The 20,659-nt window shown below is 29.9% G+C and carries 13 protein-coding genes and 1 pseudogene; 4 read left to right on the forward strand and 10 right to left on the reverse strand.

The window, feature by feature from the left end:
* Window positions 1-37: 37 nt before the first annotated feature.
* The 3 genes from H612_RS09230 to H612_RS0105795 all read right to left on the reverse strand — a co-directional run bounded on the left by H612_RS09230 (window position 38) and on the right by H612_RS0105795 (window position 4,577).
* Window positions 38-511: a glutamate racemase gene (locus H612_RS09230; protein ID WP_245570457.1), complete on the reverse strand. Its 474-nt coding sequence runs from the start codon at window positions 509-511 to the stop codon at window positions 38-40.
* 182 nt (window positions 512-693) lie between these two features.
* Window positions 694-3,276, reverse strand: coding sequence for an ATP-dependent Clp protease ATP-binding subunit (locus tag H612_RS0105790; RefSeq protein WP_027130580.1), 2,583 nt, complete (start codon window positions 3,274-3,276; stop codon window positions 694-696).
* Between the two features lie 533 nt (window positions 3,277-3,809).
* Window positions 3,810-4,577, reverse strand: coding sequence for a nitroreductase family protein (locus tag H612_RS0105795; protein WP_027130581.1), 768 nt, complete (start codon window positions 4,575-4,577; stop codon window positions 3,810-3,812).
* A 66-nt stretch (window positions 4,578-4,643) separates the two neighbouring features.
* On the opposite strand from H612_RS0105795, the pseudogene H612_RS09235 reads away from it, so the two are divergent.
* Window positions 4,644-6,908, forward strand: a pseudogene (locus H612_RS09235) (type III restriction-modification system endonuclease); the annotation flags it as partial.
* A gap of 127 nt (window positions 6,909-7,035) precedes the next feature.
* On the opposite strand, the gene gatB reads toward H612_RS09235, so the two are convergent.
* From gatB to gatC, 3 genes are read right to left on the reverse strand one after another with little or no spacing between them, the layout of a single operon-like run.
* Window positions 7,036-8,463, reverse strand: coding sequence for an Asp-tRNA(Asn)/Glu-tRNA(Gln) amidotransferase subunit GatB (gatB, locus tag H612_RS0105805; protein WP_027130582.1), 1,428 nt, complete (start codon window positions 8,461-8,463; stop codon window positions 7,036-7,038).
* A 10-nt stretch (window positions 8,464-8,473) separates the two neighbouring features.
* Window positions 8,474-9,934: an Asp-tRNA(Asn)/Glu-tRNA(Gln) amidotransferase subunit GatA gene (gatA, locus tag H612_RS0105810; protein ID WP_027130583.1), complete on the reverse strand. Its 1,461-nt coding sequence runs from the start codon at window positions 9,932-9,934 to the stop codon at window positions 8,474-8,476.
* Between the two features lie 22 nt (window positions 9,935-9,956).
* Window positions 9,957-10,247: an Asp-tRNA(Asn)/Glu-tRNA(Gln) amidotransferase subunit GatC gene (gene gatC, locus H612_RS0105815; RefSeq protein WP_027130584.1), complete on the reverse strand. Its 291-nt coding sequence runs from the start codon at window positions 10,245-10,247 to the stop codon at window positions 9,957-9,959.
* A gap of 487 nt (window positions 10,248-10,734) precedes the next feature.
* On the opposite strand from gatC, the gene prmA reads away from it, so the two are divergent.
* Window positions 10,735-11,670, forward strand: coding sequence for a 50S ribosomal protein L11 methyltransferase (gene prmA, locus H612_RS0105820; protein ID WP_027130585.1), 936 nt, complete (start codon window positions 10,735-10,737; stop codon window positions 11,668-11,670).
* Window positions 11,671-12,442: 772 nt separating this feature from the next.
* Here prmA and H612_RS0105830 read toward each other — a convergent pair.
* From H612_RS0105830 to H612_RS0105845, 4 genes are all read right to left on the reverse strand, one after another.
* The gene (locus H612_RS0105830) at window positions 12,443-13,459 is read right to left on the reverse strand and encodes a 2-hydroxyacid dehydrogenase (protein WP_027130586.1); all 1,017 of its coding nucleotides are present in this window, start codon (window positions 13,457-13,459) and stop codon (window positions 12,443-12,445) included.
* A gap of 104 nt (window positions 13,460-13,563) precedes the next feature.
* Window positions 13,564-14,637 (reverse strand): AEC family transporter, encoded by a 1,074-nt coding sequence (locus tag H612_RS0105835; protein ID WP_027130587.1) that lies wholly within the window; start codon window positions 14,635-14,637, stop codon window positions 13,564-13,566.
* A gap of 282 nt (window positions 14,638-14,919) precedes the next feature.
* Entirely contained in the window at window positions 14,920-15,600 is a 681-nt protein-coding gene (locus H612_RS0105840; protein WP_027130588.1) for a response regulator, read from the reverse strand.
* A 14-nt stretch (window positions 15,601-15,614) separates the two neighbouring features.
* Complete coding sequence (locus tag H612_RS0105845; protein WP_027130589.1) at window positions 15,615-17,207, reverse strand: ATP-binding protein; 1,593 nt, start codon at window positions 17,205-17,207, stop codon at window positions 15,615-15,617.
* Between the two features lie 279 nt (window positions 17,208-17,486).
* On the opposite strand from H612_RS0105845, the gene uvrB reads away from it, so the two are divergent.
* Window positions 17,487-19,484, forward strand: a complete 1,998-nt coding sequence (uvrB, locus tag H612_RS0105850; RefSeq protein ID WP_027130590.1) for an excinuclease ABC subunit UvrB — start codon at window positions 17,487-17,489, stop codon at window positions 19,482-19,484.
* A 105-nt stretch (window positions 19,485-19,589) separates the two neighbouring features.
* On the forward strand, window positions 19,590-20,657 hold the full coding sequence (locus H612_RS0105855) for a D-alanine--D-alanine ligase (RefSeq protein WP_027130591.1): 1,068 nt from the start codon (window positions 19,590-19,592) through the stop codon (window positions 20,655-20,657).
* Window positions 20,658-20,659: the final 2 nt, after the last annotated feature.

The raw sequence follows: 20,659 nt of genomic DNA on the forward strand, positions 1-20,659 counted from the left end.
AAATAATCAAATAATACTTCGAAATCAAAATTTTCAACTATAACTTTTGGACTATTTTTTCTTCAATAGCTTTTACAAGTTCTAACATTGACAAACCTAAAACCTTTAATTTTGGATTTGATATATATAAATTATTTTCTACTCCTGTCAATCCATGAGAATTCGCTGCCATCACAACTAAATATTGATACTCCAAACCTAGGCTTCTATACATTTGCATTGGTGTAACAATATTCATTTTATACTCTTTAGCCAATTTATCAAAATCAACAACCGAACTTAGAGAATTGCAATAAACAAATATCACGTCACATTCTTCTTCTTTTAATCTTATTATTATTTCTATTATTATTTCTTCTCTCTTTTTATCATCCAATGCTTGAAATGTAGTTTGTTCTATCGGATTTTTCGAAATAGGAATTCTTAGTGTATCAGTATGTCCATGTTTTTTTAATAATTCTTCCCCTAGCTGAGAATCAATTGGTGTTCCAGCCATTACCGCTATTTTCATAACACTTCTCCTTTTAATATATGCAATTATTACTAAATTATATACCATTATACTACAAAAGAAAAAAATTAAAAACCTCAAATTTTTTTATTTTTTCTTAGTAACATGGAAAATTATATAATTTTTTTCACAAAAAAAGACTTCATGATTTTAAATTAATAACCACAAGTCTTTTTTTATTTTTATTTTATAAAAATTTTCAATTCATTATTTTCGTAATCTAAATTAATTTCCATTCCATCTTCTATACCATGTCGAATAAGTTCAACAGAAAGTTTATTTTCTATTTGACTTTGAATAAATCGTTTAAGTGGACGAGCTCCAAATTTCATATCAAAACCTGCTGTTGCTACCCAAGAAGAAACATTCTCGTTATAAGTTAAAACTATGTTTCGTCCAAGAAGTCGCACCACAAGTTCATCAAGAAGTTTATTCGCAATACCTTTAATATTATCCTCAGTTAATGGTTTAAAGATAATAATATCATCCATACGATTTAAAATCTCTGGTTTGAAATATCCATAGAGTTGACTTGTAACATTGTGACGAGTTTCTTCTGAAATAACACCATCTTTCACTTCCTCGAGAAGTTCTAATGAACCAATATTTGAAGTCATAATAATAATTGTATTTTTGAAATCAACAACTACACCTTTTGAATCTGTTAAAGTTCCTTCATCAAGCAGCTGAAGCAAAATATTAAATACATCAGGATGTGCTTTTTCAATCTCATCCATTAGAATTATACTGTATGGATTACGTCTTACACTTTCAGTAAGCTGACCACCTTCTTCATATCCAATATATCCTGGAGGTGCTCCAATTAGACGGCTAACTGAATGTTTTTCCATATATTCACTCATATCTATTTTTACGATATTACGCTCATCATCAAATAAATTTAAGGCAAGTGCCTTAGCTAATTCAGTTTTGCCAACACCAGTAGGTCCTAAGAATAAGAAGCTACCGATTGGACGATTCGGATCTGCAATTCCAGCTCTCGAACGTAGGATTGCATTTGTTACACTTTCTACAGCTTCATCCTGTCCGATTACTTTTTCATGTATAGTATCAGCCAAATGTAATAGTTTTTCTTTTTCTGTTTCAACTAGTCGAGTAACTGGAATACCAGTCATTTGACTTACGATATATCCTATTTCATCTTCTGTTACTTCTTGTTTTAAAAGTTTATATTCTTCAGTTTTAGATTTTTCTTCAAGTTCTTCTAATTCTTTAATTAGTTTTGGCAAAATAGAATACTGTAACTCAGATGCTTTTTCCAAATCATAATTATTTTGTGCTTGCTCTAATTCTAATTTCACTCTATCAATTTTTTCACGAAGATTTTTTACTGCAGACAATTTTTCTTTCTCACTATCTACTTGAAGTTGAAGTTTATTTTGCTCTTCTTTCAAATTTGCTAATTCTTCTTTTAAATTATCTAAACGACGACGTGAAATTTCATCATCTTCTCCACTTAGAGCTTTTTCTTCTATTTCTAATTGCATCACTTTTCTATTAATAGTATCCAACTCTGCTGGATTAGAAGAATTTTCTGTTTTAATAGTGGCACACGCTTGGTCGATTAAATCAATAGCTTTATCTGGTAAAAATCTATCAGTAATGTATCTATCAGAAAGTTTAGCTGCTTCAACTATTGCACGGTCTGATATTTTAACCCCATGATAAACTTCAAATCTTTCTTTAAGTCCACGTAGTATAGAAATTGTATCTTCTACAGTTGGTTCTTTTACCAATACTTTTTGGAAACGACGTTCCAATGCTGAATCTTTTTCTATATATTGACGATATTCGTTTAAAGTTGTAGCACCTATACAGTGCAACTCACCACGAGCAAGCATCGGTTTTAATATATTGCCAGCGTCCATTGCTCCATCGGTTTTTCCAGCACCTACAAGCATATGAATTTCATCAATAAATAAAATTATTTTTCCTTCCTTTTCTTTTATTTCTTTAAGAACAGCCTTTAATCTTTCTTCAAATTCTCCACGATATTTTGCTCCCGCTACTAAACTAGTTAAATCTAACTCAAATACAGTTTTATCTTTTAGACTCTCAGGAACATCACCACGAACAATACGTTGTGCTAGTGCTTCAACTATCGCTGTCTTACCTACACCCGGTTCTCCTATTAACACTGGATTATTTTTTGTTTTTCTTGATAAAATTCTTATTACATTTCTTATCTCTTCATCACGACCTATTACAGGATCGAGTTTTCCACTTTTTACTTCTTCTACCAAATCACGGCCATATTTTTCTAAAACTTCATAGTTATTTTCTGGATTTTCATTCATGACCTTTTTCCCTCCTCTTATATTATCAATAACAACGACTAATTCATTTAATGTCGTTACTTTATCAATATATTTTTTTACTATACTATTTTTTATATAACTCGCTAGTACGATATGCTCACAAGAAATAAATTTGTCTTCATATTTATCTTTATATTTATTCGCTTCTATTAATAACAAATTCAAATCATTGCTCAAGTAGCTAGCATAATTTATATTATCACCTTCTACCGCATTTACTTTTTGGATTTCTTCATCCAATTCCTTAACTACTCTCTCCTTATCTACATTTATTCTTCCTAATATATCACTATACAAATTACTACCAGTTAACGCTGCTTTTAAAAACATCTCACTCGTAATACTTTGGCTTTTTTTCTCTATTGCAAATTCGGAAGATTTCGCTAAGATTTCTTTCACACTATTAGTAAAACTATTTATATCCATTGTAAATCTCCTTTTATAAATTTCAGTCATATTAAAAAGTTTATTTTGACCTTTTTTGACCTTAAATAAATTATAACACGTTTGACCTTTTTTGACAATAGTTATTTCAAAAAAAATAAAAAAGTAGAAACGCTAACTAAAATCTTAATATAGTGTAAATACTAAGATAAGATTGTTCAAAGATAGCTAAATAAAATGTATGTAAATGCTAAAATAAGAATGTACAAAGATAACTAAATAAAAATATACAAAAAATGGTACAATGTACATATAAACGCCCCGATATTTTATAACGAATACGAAATAACGAAAAACAAGTTTTAAAAGTAAAACTTCGGCAATTCGTATTTCGTTCTTTTACCCCTAAAAAAATCCTCGTCGTTTTTGACGAGGATTTACGAACTGAATTATTTCTACCCCATTCCACAGATGAGGGGTACTATTTACGAACCAAGTGTTTGTCTACTGAATAAAATGCGACAAACATTTTTTGTGTTTTTAAATAGATTCTAGTTTTAGAAGTTTCTTAAATATTACTCATCGTCCTTCTTACTTATAAAACCATTTCTTTCCAGTAGTTTTCTTGTAACTTTTTCTGCTGGCAATGTATCAGCATAAACATCAGCGAATTTTTTCGTCCATGTTTTTGTCTCACGAGCTTCCGCAAAGTCAACCATAGTTTGGCGATATACTTTTACTATTTCTTCTGTAGACACTGGATGCATATTGTATCCTACGTTAGCTTCTTTTGGTAATCTCGGTTTCACTTTTTCTGTAGAAAGTTTTTCATCACGACGTCCAATGCTTAATCCACATAAAAACAATGCCGTATTAGGAATATTAAACATATTATTAAGTTCTACACCAAAACTCCTCACCGCACCGCAAAAAACAGTACCATATCCTAAAGATTCAGCAACGATACACGCATTTTGCATAGCAAGAGCAGTATCCATCGAACCAACAAGAAGCGGCTCGTACTGATCACGAACATCAAAATCGCTTCCTTCTATGTCAAAAGAAAGTTTAATATTTGTAAAATCCATACTAAACATTAAGAACGTAGCAGCATTTTCTATATGTACCGCATTACCTGGACTTTTATCACGAATCAAATCAGCTAATTTTTGTTTAGTTTCTCCCTCTACCACAATAATGCTATAATGTTGACCATTCATCCAACTAGGCGCTTGCTTTGCACAAGCAATTATTTGATCAAGCTCTTCTTTTGGAATTTTTTCACCTGCAACAAAACTACGATTTGCACGATGATTCATTATCGTTTTAATTACTTCGTTCATACTTACCTCCGAAAATTGATTTATATTTAGTATTATAATATAAACTAACCACAAAGAAAAGAAAACAAAGCGTATAAAAAAATTATTGAAAAAATAAAACCCCAAGCTATTATTCGTTTTGGGGCAACCTTTCCAAAAAATGAAAAAACAAAAGTTACTGACTACAATAACTTAGTTTATAATCTTAACGCTGTAAAATCTTTTAATGATGGATTAGTTAAAGGGGTTGCTATTCAAACGCCAGCTAACGCTGATAGTGAAACTACTAAAGTCAAATTATTAGAAATAACTAATAAAAAACCAAAAGTAGCTGTATTTAGAAATGAAACTACTAAAAAAGAATATACTATTTCTCTTGGCGATAGTTTGGCTGATATCTCCCCTGATTTTCGTGGATTAACTTTGGATAAAATTGGGAAAATCGAAGAAGCTAATATAGCTAAAGGTACAGAGTTCTCAAATGGCACTAGTATCGCTGTTGGAGATAGTGTTTATACTAATATCTATTCAGATTCATATCAAGATATTATGCTTAAACAAGCTATAAATAATCACTTCGAACAAGAAAAAGATAACTTCTATCGTGAAAGAAAAATTAAAACATTATCATTATTTTTTATAGATAGCGTCTACTCTTACCGTGGTGAAGAAAATGATGGTTATCTAAAAACTAAGTTCGAGAACTTTTTAAAAGAAAAGTTAGAAAAAGAATTAGCTAAATTATCTGATAAAACTAGAAATATCGATTTAGAATATCGTAGTTTTTTAAAGGCTTCTCTTAGTGATTTACCAGCTACTAATGGTGGATATTTCGCAGTAGATAATTCTACCGATGATGAAAAAATAAAAGAAGAAATAGATGCTATTTTGCGTGATAAAGAAAAAATGTTATCATTTAAAAATAGTGATGGTACATGGAATACAAGGCGTTTTATCTTTTCTAAATGGACTTTAAGAGAAGGTTGGGATAATCCTAATGTCTTTCAAATAGCTAAATTGCGTTCTAGCGGAAGTGAAATTAGTAAACTTCAAGAAGTTGGGCGTGGGCTTAGACTTCCTATCGACGAATACGGTAATCGTATATCTGATGAAGAATTTTATCTAACTTACTTAATAGATTTTAGTGAGCAAGATTTTGCTAATAGACTTGTTAGCGAGATTAATAGTGATATTCCTCAAGGTAATGTTATCACAGATATAGATTTAGAACGAGTTGCGAAAACTAGAAATATTTCAGCAAATGATTTATTTAAAAAATTAATCATTAATGATTTTATTGATATGAATAAAAACATTATCGAAGATAAACGTGATGAATTTTTCATCTCTTACCCAGAATTTAATCACAGGTTAAATACGAAGAAAGTTATAGATAAAAATAAATTGAATAAAAACTACGTCAACATTCGTAAAAATAACTTCGAATCACTTAAATCTTTATGGGAAAAAATTAATAAAAAGTATTATTTAAAACTAGATAATATCTCTGATGATGAATTGAAAGAAGCTATTCTTAGTATCCTTAATTCTGGAATTTATGCTAAAGAATACGTTTCAATAACCGAAAAAAGATTGCATAGCCAAAATAATGAAATTAGTATTCACGATGGGAATATTAATTACTTCACTTTGGAAGAGGCTCTTCCTTACAATGAGTTCTTAAAAAGAATTAATAAAACTACTAGTTTGCCTATAACACTAGTACATGAATGTTTAGTTGAATACTCTAAAAATAATGAACTAAATGAAGGATTCTTTAACAAAAAAACTCTTTCTAACTTTATAACTGGGTATCAATCTTGGTTACAACGTACATTTATAAATAGATTTAACTACAAAAAGATGAATGTGAAAATCAGTGAAACTGTTCTTACTACAATAGATGGTCTACCTCGTGAGAACATTATTCAAGGAAATATAGGTGTCTATAAGGATGATAATAAAATCGTTCCTGATAAATTCTTATACGACAGTTTTGTCTATGATTCTCAACTGGAGAAAGAGAATATTGAACGAAGTAATGTTGATGAGGTTGTTGTATTTGGAAAAATCCCCCGTCGTAGTATTAGAGTCCCTCTATATTTTGGTGGTACTACTAGTCCTAACTTTATGTATGTTCTACAAAAAGAAGACGGTGACCTTGAAGTTAATTTAATCGTTGAAACTAAAGATGTTGATAGCGATACTGGAACAAGAATAGATGAAGACCTACGCATCGAAAGTGCAAGAAAATTCTTCGAAGCCTTAAAAGAGGACGGCGTTAACGTCACATTTAAAAAACAAATTCGAAAAGATGATATTATCAGTTTAATAAAAAAAGTTACAGAATAAAAAATATAGAGTTCGCCTCAATTACTAATGCGACAAATTCGAACATACTTTCCAAACCTCTAAATATAAAAAAATTCAAAATAAAACCAGAGCCCTACTCTACGTCTGGCTCTGGTTTTATTATCTTCTATCTTTTCGCTATTTCTTCTAATAACATTTTGTTAATCATTTGTGGGTTAGCTTGTCCTTTTGAGGCTTTCATAATTTGTCCTACTAAGAAGCCAATCGCACGATCACGACCATTTTTATAGTCTTCGATCGATTGTGGGTTGTTGTCTAATGCTTCTGTAACCCATGTTAACAACTGCCCAGTATCTGAGACTTGTACTAGACCTTTTTCTTTAACTATTTTTGCTGCATCGCCACCATGTTCAATTAACTCAGCAAATACTTTTTTCGCAATTTTACTTGAAATTGTTCCATCTGTAATCAACTTAATCATACCAGAAAGACCTTCTGCTGTAAGTGCTGTTTCACTAAGTTCTTTTTGAACTTTATTTAGATAAGCATTCACATCTACCATTAAATAGTTAGATGCTAATTTGGCATCCGCCCCTAGTTCTACAGTTTTTTCAAACATATCTGACATTTCTTTAGTTAATGTTAGTACGTGTGCATCGTATGCTGGTAACCCAAGTTCTTCTTGGTATCTTCTTTGACGTGCATCTGGAAGTTCTGGAATAGTTTTTCTCACCTCTTCCATCCATTCATCAGAGATAATCATAGGGACGATATCTGGTTCTGGGAAGTAACGGTAGTCGTCTGATCCTTCTTTAACACGCATTAGTTTCGTCGTTCCTGTTGTTTCATCAAAACGACGTGTTTCTTGTTGAATTTCCCCACCTGATAGGATAACTTGCTCTTGACGTTTTTCTTCGTACTCTAAACCTTTTTTTACAAAAGTAAATGAGTTTAAGTTTTTAAGCTCTGTTTTTGTACCGAATTTATCTTGACCGTATGGGCGGATAGAAATGTTCGCATCACATCTCATAGAACCTTCTTCCATCTTAACATCAGATACTTCAATGTATTGAATAATTGAACGAAGTTTTTCCAAGTAAGCGTAGGCTTCTTCTGGTGTTCTAATATCTGGTTCAGACACTATTTCGATAAGTGGTGTCCCTTGACGATTAAGATCAACTAGTGAATAACCATTTTTATGAGTCAACTTCCCTGCATCTTCTTCAAGATGTGCACGTGTTATTCCAATACGTTTAGTCTCTCCATTAACTTCTATATCTATCCAACCATTCTCTCCAATTGGCTGATCAAATTGAGAGATTTGATATGCTTTTGGATTATCTGGATAAAAATAATTTTTTCTATCAAATTTCGATTCACGAGCTACTGTCATATTAAGAGCCATAGCTGCTTTCATTCCCCATTCAACTGCTCTTTTATTAACTACTGGTAATACCCCTGGATATCCCAAATCAATAACATTAACATTTGTATTTGGTTCTGCTCCAAAGTGAGCTGGAGATGGTGAAAATATTTTTGAATCTGTTTTTAATTCTACGTGGACCTCAAGTCCAATTACTGTTTCAAAATGCATCATGTTTCTCCTATTGTAATTCTATTTTTTTGTCGTGTAAATTGTAATGTTGTTCAAAATTATATGCTACATCATATAAAGTTGATTCCGCAAATGGTTTCGCAATAAGTTGCATACCTATTGGGCGTTTTCCTTTAAATCCGCATGGAATACTTAATCCAGGTAAGCCTGCCATATTTACAGGAATTGTTAAAATATCATTTGCGTACATTGTTACAGGATCATCAATTTCTTCTCCAATATTGAACGCTACTGTTGGAGCTGTTGGTCCAATAATCACATCATATTCTTCAAACACTTTATCAAAATCTTGTTTGATTAAAGTTCTAACTTGTTGTGCTTTTTTATAGTAGGCATCATAGTATCCAGAAGAAAGCACGTAAGTTCCTAACATAATACGACGTTTAACTTCTGCTCCAAAACCTTCTCCACGAGTTTTTTTATAAATTTCTTCTAAATTGGTAGCATTAGGACTTCTAAACCCATAACGAATACCATCAAAACGTGAAAGATTTGAACTCGCTTCCGCTGATGCAATTACATAATAAGTAGAAATTGCATGACTGGTGTTCGGTAGTGATACTTCTTCTACAATTGCTCCTTGACTTTCTAAATATTTCACACCATCAAGTACTGCTTTTTTTACATCCTCATCAATACCAGATCCAAAATATTCTTTAGGTAAAGCTATTTTTTTACCTTTAATATCTCCGGTAATAATTTTACTAAATTCTGGAACTTCGATAGGTGCACTAGTCATATCATGTGCATCTAACCCCGAAATAATTTCTAAAACTCGTGCATTATCTTTAACCGTACGAGTCATTGGTCCAATTTGATCTAGTGATGAAGCGAACGCTACTAAACCAAAACGTGATACACGTCCATAAGTTGGTTTTAATCCAACTATACCACAATATGAAGCAGGTTGGCGAACAGATCCACCAGTATCACTTCCTAATGTGAAGCTTACTTGACCTGCTGCTACTGCTGTTGCACTACCCCCACTTGAGCCTCCTGGTACCGCATCAAGATCGTGTGGATTTCTAGTTAATTTATAATAAGATGTTTCAGTAGAACCACCCATTGCAAACTCGTCCATATTTAATTTACCCATTAAAATAGGATTTTCTGCATTTAATTTATTCATAACCGTTGCATCGTATATTGGATTAAATCCTTCCAAAATTTTTGAGGCACATGTTGTTTGAATATCTTTCGTTACAATATTATCTTTAATTCCCATTGGAATACCGAATAATTTTCCTGAAGTATCCCCTGATTCTTGATGTTTATCAAGCACAGCAGCTTCTTTTAGAGCAAGTTCCTCAGTTATTGTAATAAATGACCCTACTTTTTCTTCAGTCTCTTTTATTCTTTCTAACGATTCTTTTACTAAATCACTAGGTTTAATTTCCTTATTTTTCAGTTTAGATTCTAAACTTTCTATTGATTCATGTAATAAACTCATCAAATTATCTCCTTACTAAATTTTATTCTATGATAGTAGGTACTTTAAATTGTCCTGCTTCAGTTTCTTTAGAGTTTTTTAGTACTTCTTCTCTATCCATTCCATCTTGAGCTACGTCTTCTCTAAATACATTAACTAAATCAAGAACGTGATAAGTTGGTTTTATATCCTCAGTATCAACACTATTTAATTCATTAAATAAATCTACAACTTTCTCTAATTTTTCAATATAACCATCTACTTCATCTTCTTGAATTTCTAATCTTGAAAGATGCGCAATATGATTTACTTGTTCTTTTGTAATAGTTGACATAAATTCCTCCAATTTTTTATTATTCTTTAACTATTTTATATTAGTCCAACACCACTTTTTTATCAAAAACGCCCCACATAGTTTATTAAAACTATATGGGACGATTGTTATTTTCGTGGTGCCACCCTAATTTATATCAGAATACTGATACCTCTACAAATTATATTTTATTTTATAAAAAGTGTTACTCATTTCAATCATTAATATTTAATCTCTCAGCCCATGGATCAAACTCTCTTTAAAAAAACATAAAATGAAATTCTTTTTATTTATCCTCTGTTACGGTTTATTTAATTATATTATACTAAACAATACTTATTGTCAAGAAAATTAAATAGAAAAATTTGATTACTACCTAATATTTTATAAATGTGCAACTAAGAAAAAATATATAATATTTTATATTTTTCTTTTTTGTTGCTAATATCAAAAAAATAGTATAATATGATTTAGTAAATAGATTAAATAAAATATTATGAGGTATAAAATGGAAAACTGGATTGAAATAACTATTCACACTACTAATGAGGCAAGCGAAATAGTTGAAGCTATTTTATTAGATTACGGTTCTACTGGAGTCGCTATTGAAGATCCCACTACACTTGAAGAAAATTTACACGATGACTTTGGAACTATCATTGAACTGAATCCTACCGACTTTCCTGATATTGGTGTTTTAGTTAAAGGTTATATCAATGAACTTAATTTCGATAAAGAAACATTTGAAATGTTCAAGTCTGAATTAGAAAATTTAGGAAAAAATATAAATATTGGAGATTTTTTCAAAATTGAAACTACTACTATTCAAGATAGCGACTGGGAAAATTCTTGGAAAGACTATTTTGATATATTAAATATTGGAGAAAAATTTGTTATTGTTCCTACTTGGAAAGAATATAAAAATCTTGATAATAAGTATGTAATAAATATAGATCCTGGTATGGCTTTTGGTACTGGTGGACACGAAACTACCTCTCTTTGCATTAAAAACTTAGAAAAATATGTGAGAAATCACGATAATGTAATCGATGTTGGTTGTGGGAGTGGAATTCTTAGTATCGCTACAAGCTACTTAACTGATGGTAAATTAAAAGCTGTTGATCTTGATAAACTTGCTGTAGATGTATCTTATGAAAATTTTACTCTTAATAATCTAGAAAATAGAATTGAGGTAGAACAAGCAAGTTTGCTTACAAATGAAAACAAAAAATACAATGTTATAGTTGCTAATATCTTGGCACATATAATTGAACTTATGCTTGAAGATGCGTATAATTTACTTGAAGATGGTGGTTATTTCATTACTTCCGGTATTATTAAAGATAAAAAAGACGAACTATTAGACAAAATGTTAAAACAAGGATTCAGACTAGTTGAAGAAACTTCCGACAACGACTGGTATTCATTTGTAGTAACAAAATAGATAATTGAACTTGCATGTGAAAAGTTTCGTTACTATTATTCTGTAATGCATCCTGAAACTCCGTTATTCAAAGAGAGTTTTACAATAATATTTTTAATATCAGCTAGTAAAGTTATTAATTAATTAATAACTAATAAAGAAAGATATAAGCTAAGGGAACTCTAAAAAAACAAATCGCCAGTTTTACAGCATTTTGCTTTTATTTTTTCTATAAAGGAACAATTATGAGAATTGAAATACCACAAAAAACAAAAACAATGTTAATATAATCAAATATAGAAAATTTCGGAAGTTTAACATGACAACAGATAGTATTATGTACTCAGTTGAAACAACAATTAAAGATAATAAAAAAGATGAGTTCATTGAATTAATAAAAAAATGGTAGAAAGTACTAAAAAAGAAAATAGAATCCTTACTTATCACCGACCTATCAGTGGAAATAAAATTAATATAACTGAACAACTATAAAGATAACGAAGCAACAAAATTACATTTAGATAGTTTTGTTAAAAATTTCGCAACAGATTTCGCAACATTAGTTAATGTAACTGCATATACAGTTTATGGAAAACCTAGTGTTGAAATTAAAGAAATTTTAAATGGATTTGATTCTATTTATATAAATGCAATTACTAGTTTTGTGAACTAATAAAAAATGAATAAGTGGTCCTCAATTCGTATATATTTTAATAGCCCTCAAAAGTTTTCACTCATCCAACTTTTGAGGACTATTACTGTATCCTATGATCTGAGATTTATTTTTCGTATATTATTTGACTTTTGGTAATTCTATTGCATTAGTAGTCGAACCAGTCATTAATACATCATTTAGATTATCAAAACTAATCTCAATCATATTTGATAATGCTTCATCTGTATTCGAACCTACGTGAGGTGTTACTAATACTTTTGGATATAAATCTACTAATTCTCTTACTGTTTGATCTGAGATTTCATCTCCATCTTCAAAGTTTTTGAAGAAGAAAGCAGCTTCATTAGCAAATACGTCTGTACCAAATCCATCTAATTTTCCTGATTTGATTGCTTCTAGGATAGCTACGTTATCTTGTAATTCACCACGTGCAGTATTGATTAAAATAGCTCCATCTTTCATCTTAGCGATAAATTCTGCGTTAACCATTTTATCATTTTTCCCCGGGAAGTAAGGAACGTGTAAACTTACAATATCACACTCTGCTAAAAGTTCATCCATTTCAACAAATTTTACTACTTCTTTAGCTGCATCACTTTGAAATACATCGTATCCTAATACTTCTGCTCCTAAACCTTTAAATAACATTGCTTCTGTTAAACCTATTTTACCTGTTCCTATTATCCCAACTTTACAATTACGAATTTCCTTGCTGAACATAGCTCCATCGACACGGAAATCATATTTTGAAGTTTTGTTTACCGTATGACTCACATGACGTAGTAAAGACATAGCAAGTGTTAATGATAATTCTGCAATAGCATTTGGTGAATAACCTGGAACACGAGCAACACTCATATTATAATCAGCTGCTGCTTGCAAGTCTATATGATTAAATCCTACAGTACGTGTAAATACATATTTAATACCATACTCTGACATCTTTTCAATATTTTGTCTGTCTGCCACGCAGTTTCCACGAAGAATTACCGCATCCATACCTCCTGCTGTATCAATATTGTCGTGAGTTAATAATTCTTCTACTAATTTCAATTCGAAGTTATATTTGTTTAATTTTTCAAAAAATGGTACTTCATTTGGACGAACACCATAACATACTACTTTAAGTGTCATTTTATTATCCTTCTTTCTTTTTATTGTTGAAAATTAAAAGACGAGATTATCAAAATCTCGTCCATTATTCGTTAAGGACGAGTATGTCCTATATTTATTTTATACTAGTTAAAAATTCCTAGTGAACCAATAATCTGTACAATCACTATCCATATTGGCGTCAATACTACAGCACCTAATGTACCTAATAGTGAAGCGTTAGATGCTAATACCGCATCCTTATCAAAACTAATTGCATAAGCAGCAGCTACTGTTGCAGGTGGTGTTGCCATCATAACTACAATAGTCCCTAACGCAGTTAAGTCAACTGGTAAAATATTTGTTACTGCTAAAACCGCCAAAATTGCAACATTAATAGCTGGAATTGCAATTAATTTAATTGCAGAATAATACCAAGTTGGTTTGTTTGCTAAAGCATCTTTGAATGAAACAGAACCTAATGTTGATCCAATTGCTAACCATGCAAGTGGAGAACATAAACCAGCTAAGTAAGTTAATATTTGATTGAATTGTGGTAATGTTTGATCAAAGCGTAAAAACGCATACTCTTTAACAACTTTTGCACCAGTTTTTGCATCAACTACAGATACACCAACTTTTGGAAGATATGCCTGGAATAACCAAATAAATAAACCTAAAAATGTAGCAATTACTATTGGATTTAAAAACATAGTTTTAATATTTTTCATTGTCATTTTTAATCCACTCATCTTAATGTATCCATATGAATATAAGAAAATACGATATCCAATATTAAAGATAGAGGCATATAATGTTCCAGTTGGCCCATAAATAGCTGTAACTATTGGAATACCAAAGAATGTTGTAGAACCAAAAATTGCTAAGACACGCATTGTATCTTGTTGATCTCCTTTGAATTGCATAAATAATGGTTTACTAATAAGAATTAAGACAATATATACAACTATTCCCCAAATAAGTACATTAATCCCTTGCGTTAATTTCTTCTCATCAATATCAACTAGAAAAGATCTGAAAGCTAACGCTGGTAAAGAAACTGTCAATACAACATTAGTTAAAACTTTTGCTGTGTTATCTTTAAATAAGTTTCTTTTACGACAAAAGTATCCTAATAAAATAATAGCAATACTTGAAATAATAGCAGTATTAATTTTTTGATCTGCTAATGTTTTTACAAAAACATCTAAAAAATTCATGATATATAAATCTCCTTTATAAAATATTTTAAGTGTTGTAAGACACTTTTAAGACTTCTTAAATATATCATTAATAAAAAAATATTCCAATATTATTAAAGTATTATAACTTATGTAAATAATGTAAATAGACAACAAAAATAGTTTATTCAAGCTTTTTTACTTAAATAAACTATTTTCACTTTCTTATATTTATATACATAAAGCTATTTATTTTATGTATTATATTTGAGTAATATTATTAAAAAATAAAGAACAGATATTTTAAATTTTATAGTACAGTTATATCAATTCTTGTATTTTATTTTTTGAAACAACATTAAAAACTGATACAGGTCTACCTGATGTATAATATTCTGCATCTTCACTTAAAATACCAATATTAACTAAGTAATTTAAATATTTCCTTATAGTTATTCTTGATATTTCAATTTCTTCTGCAATTTGTTGAGTTGTAAAATTTTCTTTTCTTTTTAATATACTATCGATTATTTTCTTCAAAGTTATTTTTGACAATCCCTTTGGTAATTCTTCCGTATTTTCTTTGTCTTTTGAAGAATTTAAATATTCATCCAACATAGCTTGACTTACTTTATTCTTTGATAAGAGTGATAAAAAATCTTTCGCTTTGTCTATTGCTTGTGAAAATCTTTCATAAGTGAAAGGTTTCACTAAATAATCTATTACACCATTTGTTAAAGCAACTTCAACTGTTTGAATATCATTAGCTGCAGTTATCATTACAATAGGATATCCTTTCAATTTTGGAATGAAATTTACTCCTTGTCCATCCGATAAATAATTATCTAAAACTATTAAATCTGGGATATTTTTTTTTAAATATTCTTCGCTATCTCTTAATGAAAATACATGATCTACCTTATAATCAAGTTCTTTTCTTTTAAAATATTCTTGGTGAATCATCGCAACCATTGGATCATCTTCTATTATTAAAACTTTCATAATTTCTTATCCTCCTAAATCGGAATTTCTATCGTTATTTTTGTACCTTTTTCTTCTTCACTTTCTACATTAATAAGTCCATCGTATTTAGTCACTATTGTCTCAACCGCTTCTAAACCATACCCTCTATTAATACCTTTGGTAGAATATCCTCTTTTAAAAATATTATTTTTATTTTCTTTACTAATCCCCTCACCATTATCCTCAACACTACAAAGTAATACTTTTTCATCTAAATTTAAAAATAAGTAAACTATAATTTTTCTATTCTCTCTTTTTTCCAAAGCATCTACTGAATTATCTACTAACACTCCTAATATTATCAATAACTCATTAAATATATTTTCCAAACCTCGCTGTTGATAAATTATTGAATCATTATCTACTACCAGTTTTATATTTTTCTTTTTTGCTTCTCTAGATTTAGCTAATAAAAAACCTGCTATTGAGGGAACTTTTATATTTTCTGTTATATGACCTATTTTTTCATGATAGTCATCTTTCAAATATGTTATATATTTTTCAACATCATCATATGATTTTAACTCGATTAATCCCTGTAAAACATGAAGTTTATTCATAAAATGATGACTTTGTTCCCTTAAACTATCATTATATTTTTCTGTTCCACTCAATTCTGTTATAAGTTGCTTCATCTCTGATTGATCACGAAGTGTAACTACCGCTCCATATAGTTTTCCATTGTAATATATTGGATTTTTATTTAGTAACACATCTACATTATTTAAAATTATCTGCTCGTCTAAAACTGATTTTTGATCTTCTAAAATATTCTTAAATAACAACTCATATATATCTTCATCCAAGGTTTTTTCCATTTCTAGTTTGAAATGGAACTTTGCTTTTTTTAACAAATTATTCGCACTACTATTTATAACTATTATTTTTTTATTAAGATCTATTCCTATTATACCTTCTGACACATGATCCGAAATCAATTCTTTTTCTATAAATGATTGTGCTATTTCTTCTGGTTCTCTATTTAATAATATTTTCTTTAATTGCTTATTGAATACAGTTGCTAGAAATATTGCTACCCCTAATCCTATAAATAATGATATAAATAAATTACATTGCACTTTCAAAAGTTGACTTTCTACTGTTCGTTTTGTATATCCAACACACACTACCCCAATATTATTGCCATAATCATCCTTTATAACTGTAAAAAATCTCACACCTTCTCCTAAAGTTCCTGTTTCTCTACTATAATGTTCCCCAGTTGTGAATGTTTCTCCAGCATCTTTCAAATTAGAGAATTTTTTTCCTATAAGATCTGTAGTTGGATGTGAATACCTAATAAAATCTTTATCCATTACTACAATAAAATCAGTTCCTGTTTCTTTCATTGCATTATTAACATAATTTTGGAATAATTCGTTATTTTCTCTTTTTTCTACAACTTTTTTTACATCACTATTATTGGCTATCAATCTGGCTGTTGATTGAATTTTTTCTCTTATTATTTCATCTTCTCTCGTCTTTATGTAATATCTCATGAAGATTGTTGTTACCAACAGTGAAATTATTACTAAAGTCATCATTAGAAACATAAGTTTTAATAATGTACTTTTTTTCTTTTTCAAAATTCTCCTCTCCTTTTCATACAAACGAAATTTTTATATTTAACATTTTTACATTATAATTTATATTAGATGTTTATTCAAGAGTTACATATTTTATTTGAAATTGATTTTCTTAATGGACAAACTACTTTTACTTATATTAATTCTAGTATATAATTATATAGTAACTATATTTAACAATATAATAATTATTAAAAGTAAATTAAACTTTCTAGTAACGTTAAATTTTATTTTATAAATTATATTGTTAAATATAAATTTATAAACGGGGTGAGTTAATTGGAAATTAATAGACAACATATTGATTTTGATCTTCAAAGTAAGTATGCTCCAAAAGGTGATCAAATAAATGCTATTTGTGATCTTACTGATGGACTTAACAATAACGAAAGATACCAAACATTACTTGGTGCTACTGGTACAGGAAAAACTTTTACTATAGCTAATATTATTAAAAATGTAGGAAAACCCACTCTAGTTCTTGCACATAATAAAACACTCGCAGGTCAACTATATAATGAATTAAAAGAATTTTTTCCTAATAATCGTGTTGAATACTTCGTTTCTTACTATGACTATTTCCAACCAGAAGCATATGTTCCATCTACAGATACTTACATTGAAAAAGATTCATCAGTTAATGATGAAATCGACAAACTTCGTCACAGTGCTACATCTTCATTATTTGAACGTGATGATGTTATTATCGTTTCTAGCGTCAGCTGCATTTATGGTCTTGGATCTCCTGAGGAATATTCTTCTTTAGTACTTTCACTTAGAGTTGGTGATGAAATTAGTCGAAACAAAATTTTAGAAAAACTTATTAGCATTCAATATATGCGCAATGATATTGAATTTACACGTGGTACTTTTAGAGTTCGTGGTGATGTTATAGAAATTTTTCCTGCATCACGAAGCGAAAACTCTATCCGTATAGAAATGTTCGGTGATGAAATAGATCGTATTCGTGAAATTAATTCTTTAACTGGTGAAGTTCTTTATGATCTTGAACATATCTCTATTTATCCAGCCAGTCATTTCGTAGCTGGTGAAGAGAAAACTAAAGAAGCTATTAAACGAATTAGAAAAGAATTGGAAGAAAGACTGAAAGTTTTAAATATGGAAAATAAACTTTTAGAAGCACAACGCCTTGAACAAAGAACCAATTATGATCTTGAAATGATGGAGGAAATGGGCTTTTGCTCTGGTATTGAAAACTATTCTCTTCATTTAACACTACGTGAACCAGGTTCTACACCTTATACTCTTTTAGATTATTTTCCTAAAGATTGGTTATTAGTCGTAGATGAATCACATGTTACACTACCTCAAGTTCGTGGTATGTTCAATGGAGATAGAGCACGTAAACAAGTTTTGGTAGATTATGGTTTTAGATTACCTACTGCTCTTGATAATAGACCTCTAAATTATGCTGAATTTGAGAATAAACTTAATCAAGCTATTTTTGTATCAGCTACGCCTGGTGACTATGAATTAGAACACAGTACAAAAATTACTGAACAAATTATTCGCCCTACTGGATTGTTAGATCCTATTATTGAATTACGTCCAGTCAGTGATCAAGTATTTGACTTAACTAGAGAGGCTCAAAAAATTATTGAAAAGGGTAATAGAATTTTAGTAACTACTCTGACAAAAAAAATGGCAGAAGCTCTTACATCCTATCTGAAAGAAAACGGACTAAAGGTAGAATATTTACACTCTGATATTAAAACTTTAGAGAGAACAGAAATCATTAGAGATCTTCGTCTTGGAAAATTTGATATTTTAATTGGAATTAACTTACTTCGTGAAGGATTGGATATCCCTGAAGTTTCTCTTGTTGCTATTTTAGATGCGGACAAAGAAGGATTTTTACGTGGTGATAAAGCTCTACTACAGACTATTGGACGTGCTGCACGTAATGCTGATGGTCGAGTTATTATGTACGCTGACAATATAACTAAAAGTATGAAAAAAGCTATCGATGAAACTAATCGTCGTCGTGAAATTCAAATAGCATACAACGAAAAACATAATATTACTCCAAAAACCATCGTTAAAGATATTCGTGATTCCATTAGTGCTAAGAAAGAAATCGTTTCTGAAGAGATTCTTAATTTTGAAAAAATTGATCAAATTATAGATGATAATATTGAGGAACACTTAGCTAAACTTGAACAAGAAATGTTTACTGCTGCTGAAAAATTTGATTTTGAAAAAGCTGCAAAACTACGTGATACTATTTTTGAACTAAAAGAAAAATACAAAATATAGTTTATTATCAACATTTAAATTGTTAAACTACTATACTTTTAAAATTTATGGTATAATTATGAGGACGTTAAAACGTCCTCATTTTTTATTTTAGGAGATTTTAAAATGGTAAAAGAAAATATTGGAATCATTTATGGTGGTAAAAGTGCTGAGCATTCAGTATCACTTCTTACTGCTAAATCAATTATTAATGCAATAGATAAGGAAAAGTATAACGTATTCCCAATTTTTATTTCTTTAAATGGAGCTTGGGCAAAAGGAGAAAAAATAACTAGCGAAGTTAAGGATCAAAAGGAATTAGTATTCTCTAACTTCGATAATGATATTAGTGGATTACTATTTGAGGAAGGGAAAAAATTTGATATTGTTTTCCCTGTTCTTCATGGTCCTAATGGTGAAGATGGAACAATTCAAGGTTTGTTGGAAATTATGGATATTGCTTATGTTGGTAATAATGTTCTATCAAGTGCAACTGGAATGGATAAAGTCGTAATGAAGCAACTCTTTGCTGCTTACGATCTTCCACAATTACCATACTCACATTTTATTGAGTATTCATGGAAAAATAATAAGGAAAAAATTATAAAAAATATTAATTCTACCCTTGAATACCCAGTTTTCGTTAAACCAGCAAACTTAGGTTCATCTGTAGGGATTAGCCGTTGTAACAATGAAGCAGAGCTTATTAATGGAATAGAAGAAGCGTTAAAATTCGATAAAAAAATCGTTGTAGAACAAGGAGCAATTAATGCTAAAGAAATCGAAGTTGCAGTTTTGGGATATAATGAAATTAAAACAACTAATCCTGGAGAAATAGTCAATATTTCAACTACAGAATTTTATGACTATGAGACTAAATATACAGATGGACAATCAAGGATGGATATTCCTGCTCCAATAGATACTACTCTTTACCCTATATTTAGAGAGATGGCTGCTCGCGCATTTCGTGCAATTAGTGGTTCTGGGTTAGTGCGTGCTGATTTCTTTTACACTAAAAAAGGAGAAATCTTTATTAACGAAGTTAACACAATGCCAGGATTTACACCATTTTCTATGTTCCCATCATTATGGGCAAATATGAATGTAAGTTACCCTGAGATAATTGAAGAACTATTTAACCTTGCTAAAGAAAGATACGAAGATCGAAAAAATTTACTAACAGAAGAATAGGT

Origin of the sequence: Gemella cuniculi DSM 15828, assembly GCF_000425665.1 — a bacterium.
GTDB lineage: Bacteria > Bacillota > Bacilli > Staphylococcales > Gemellaceae > Gemella > Gemella cuniculi.

Excerpts from the sequence above, each read along its gene's own strand:
- gatA (WP_027130583.1), bottom strand. The coding sequence starts at position 9,934 with ATGAGTTTATTACATGAATCAATAGAAAGTTTAGAATCTAAACTGAAA.
- H612_RS0105795 (WP_027130581.1), bottom strand. The coding sequence starts at position 4,577 with ATGAACGAAGTAATTAAAACGATAATGAATCATCGTGCAAATCGTAGT.
- H612_RS0105840 (WP_027130588.1), bottom strand. The coding sequence starts at position 15,600 with ATGAAAGTTTTAATAATAGAAGATGATCCAATGGTTGCGATGATTCAC.
- H612_RS09230 (WP_245570457.1), bottom strand. The coding sequence starts at position 511 with ATGAAAATAGCGGTAATGGCTGGAACACCAATTGATTCTCAGCTAGGG.
- H612_RS0105855 (WP_027130591.1), top strand. The coding sequence starts at position 19,590 with ATGGTAAAAGAAAATATTGGAATCATTTATGGTGGTAAAAGTGCTGAG.
- gatC (WP_027130584.1), bottom strand. The coding sequence starts at position 10,247 with ATGTCAACTATTACAAAAGAACAAGTAAATCATATTGCGCATCTTTCA.
- prmA (WP_027130585.1), top strand. The coding sequence starts at position 10,735 with ATGGAAAACTGGATTGAAATAACTATTCACACTACTAATGAGGCAAGC.
- H612_RS0105830 (WP_027130586.1), bottom strand. The coding sequence starts at position 13,459 with ATGACACTTAAAGTAGTATGTTATGGTGTTCGTCCAAATGAAGTACCA.
- H612_RS0105790 (WP_027130580.1), bottom strand. The coding sequence starts at position 3,276 with ATGGATATAAATAGTTTTACTAATAGTGTGAAAGAAATCTTAGCGAAA.
- H612_RS0105835 (WP_027130587.1), bottom strand. The coding sequence starts at position 14,637 with ATGAATTTTTTAGATGTTTTTGTAAAAACATTAGCAGATCAAAAAATT.
- gatB (WP_027130582.1), bottom strand. The coding sequence starts at position 8,463 with ATGCATTTTGAAACAGTAATTGGACTTGAGGTCCACGTAGAATTAAAA.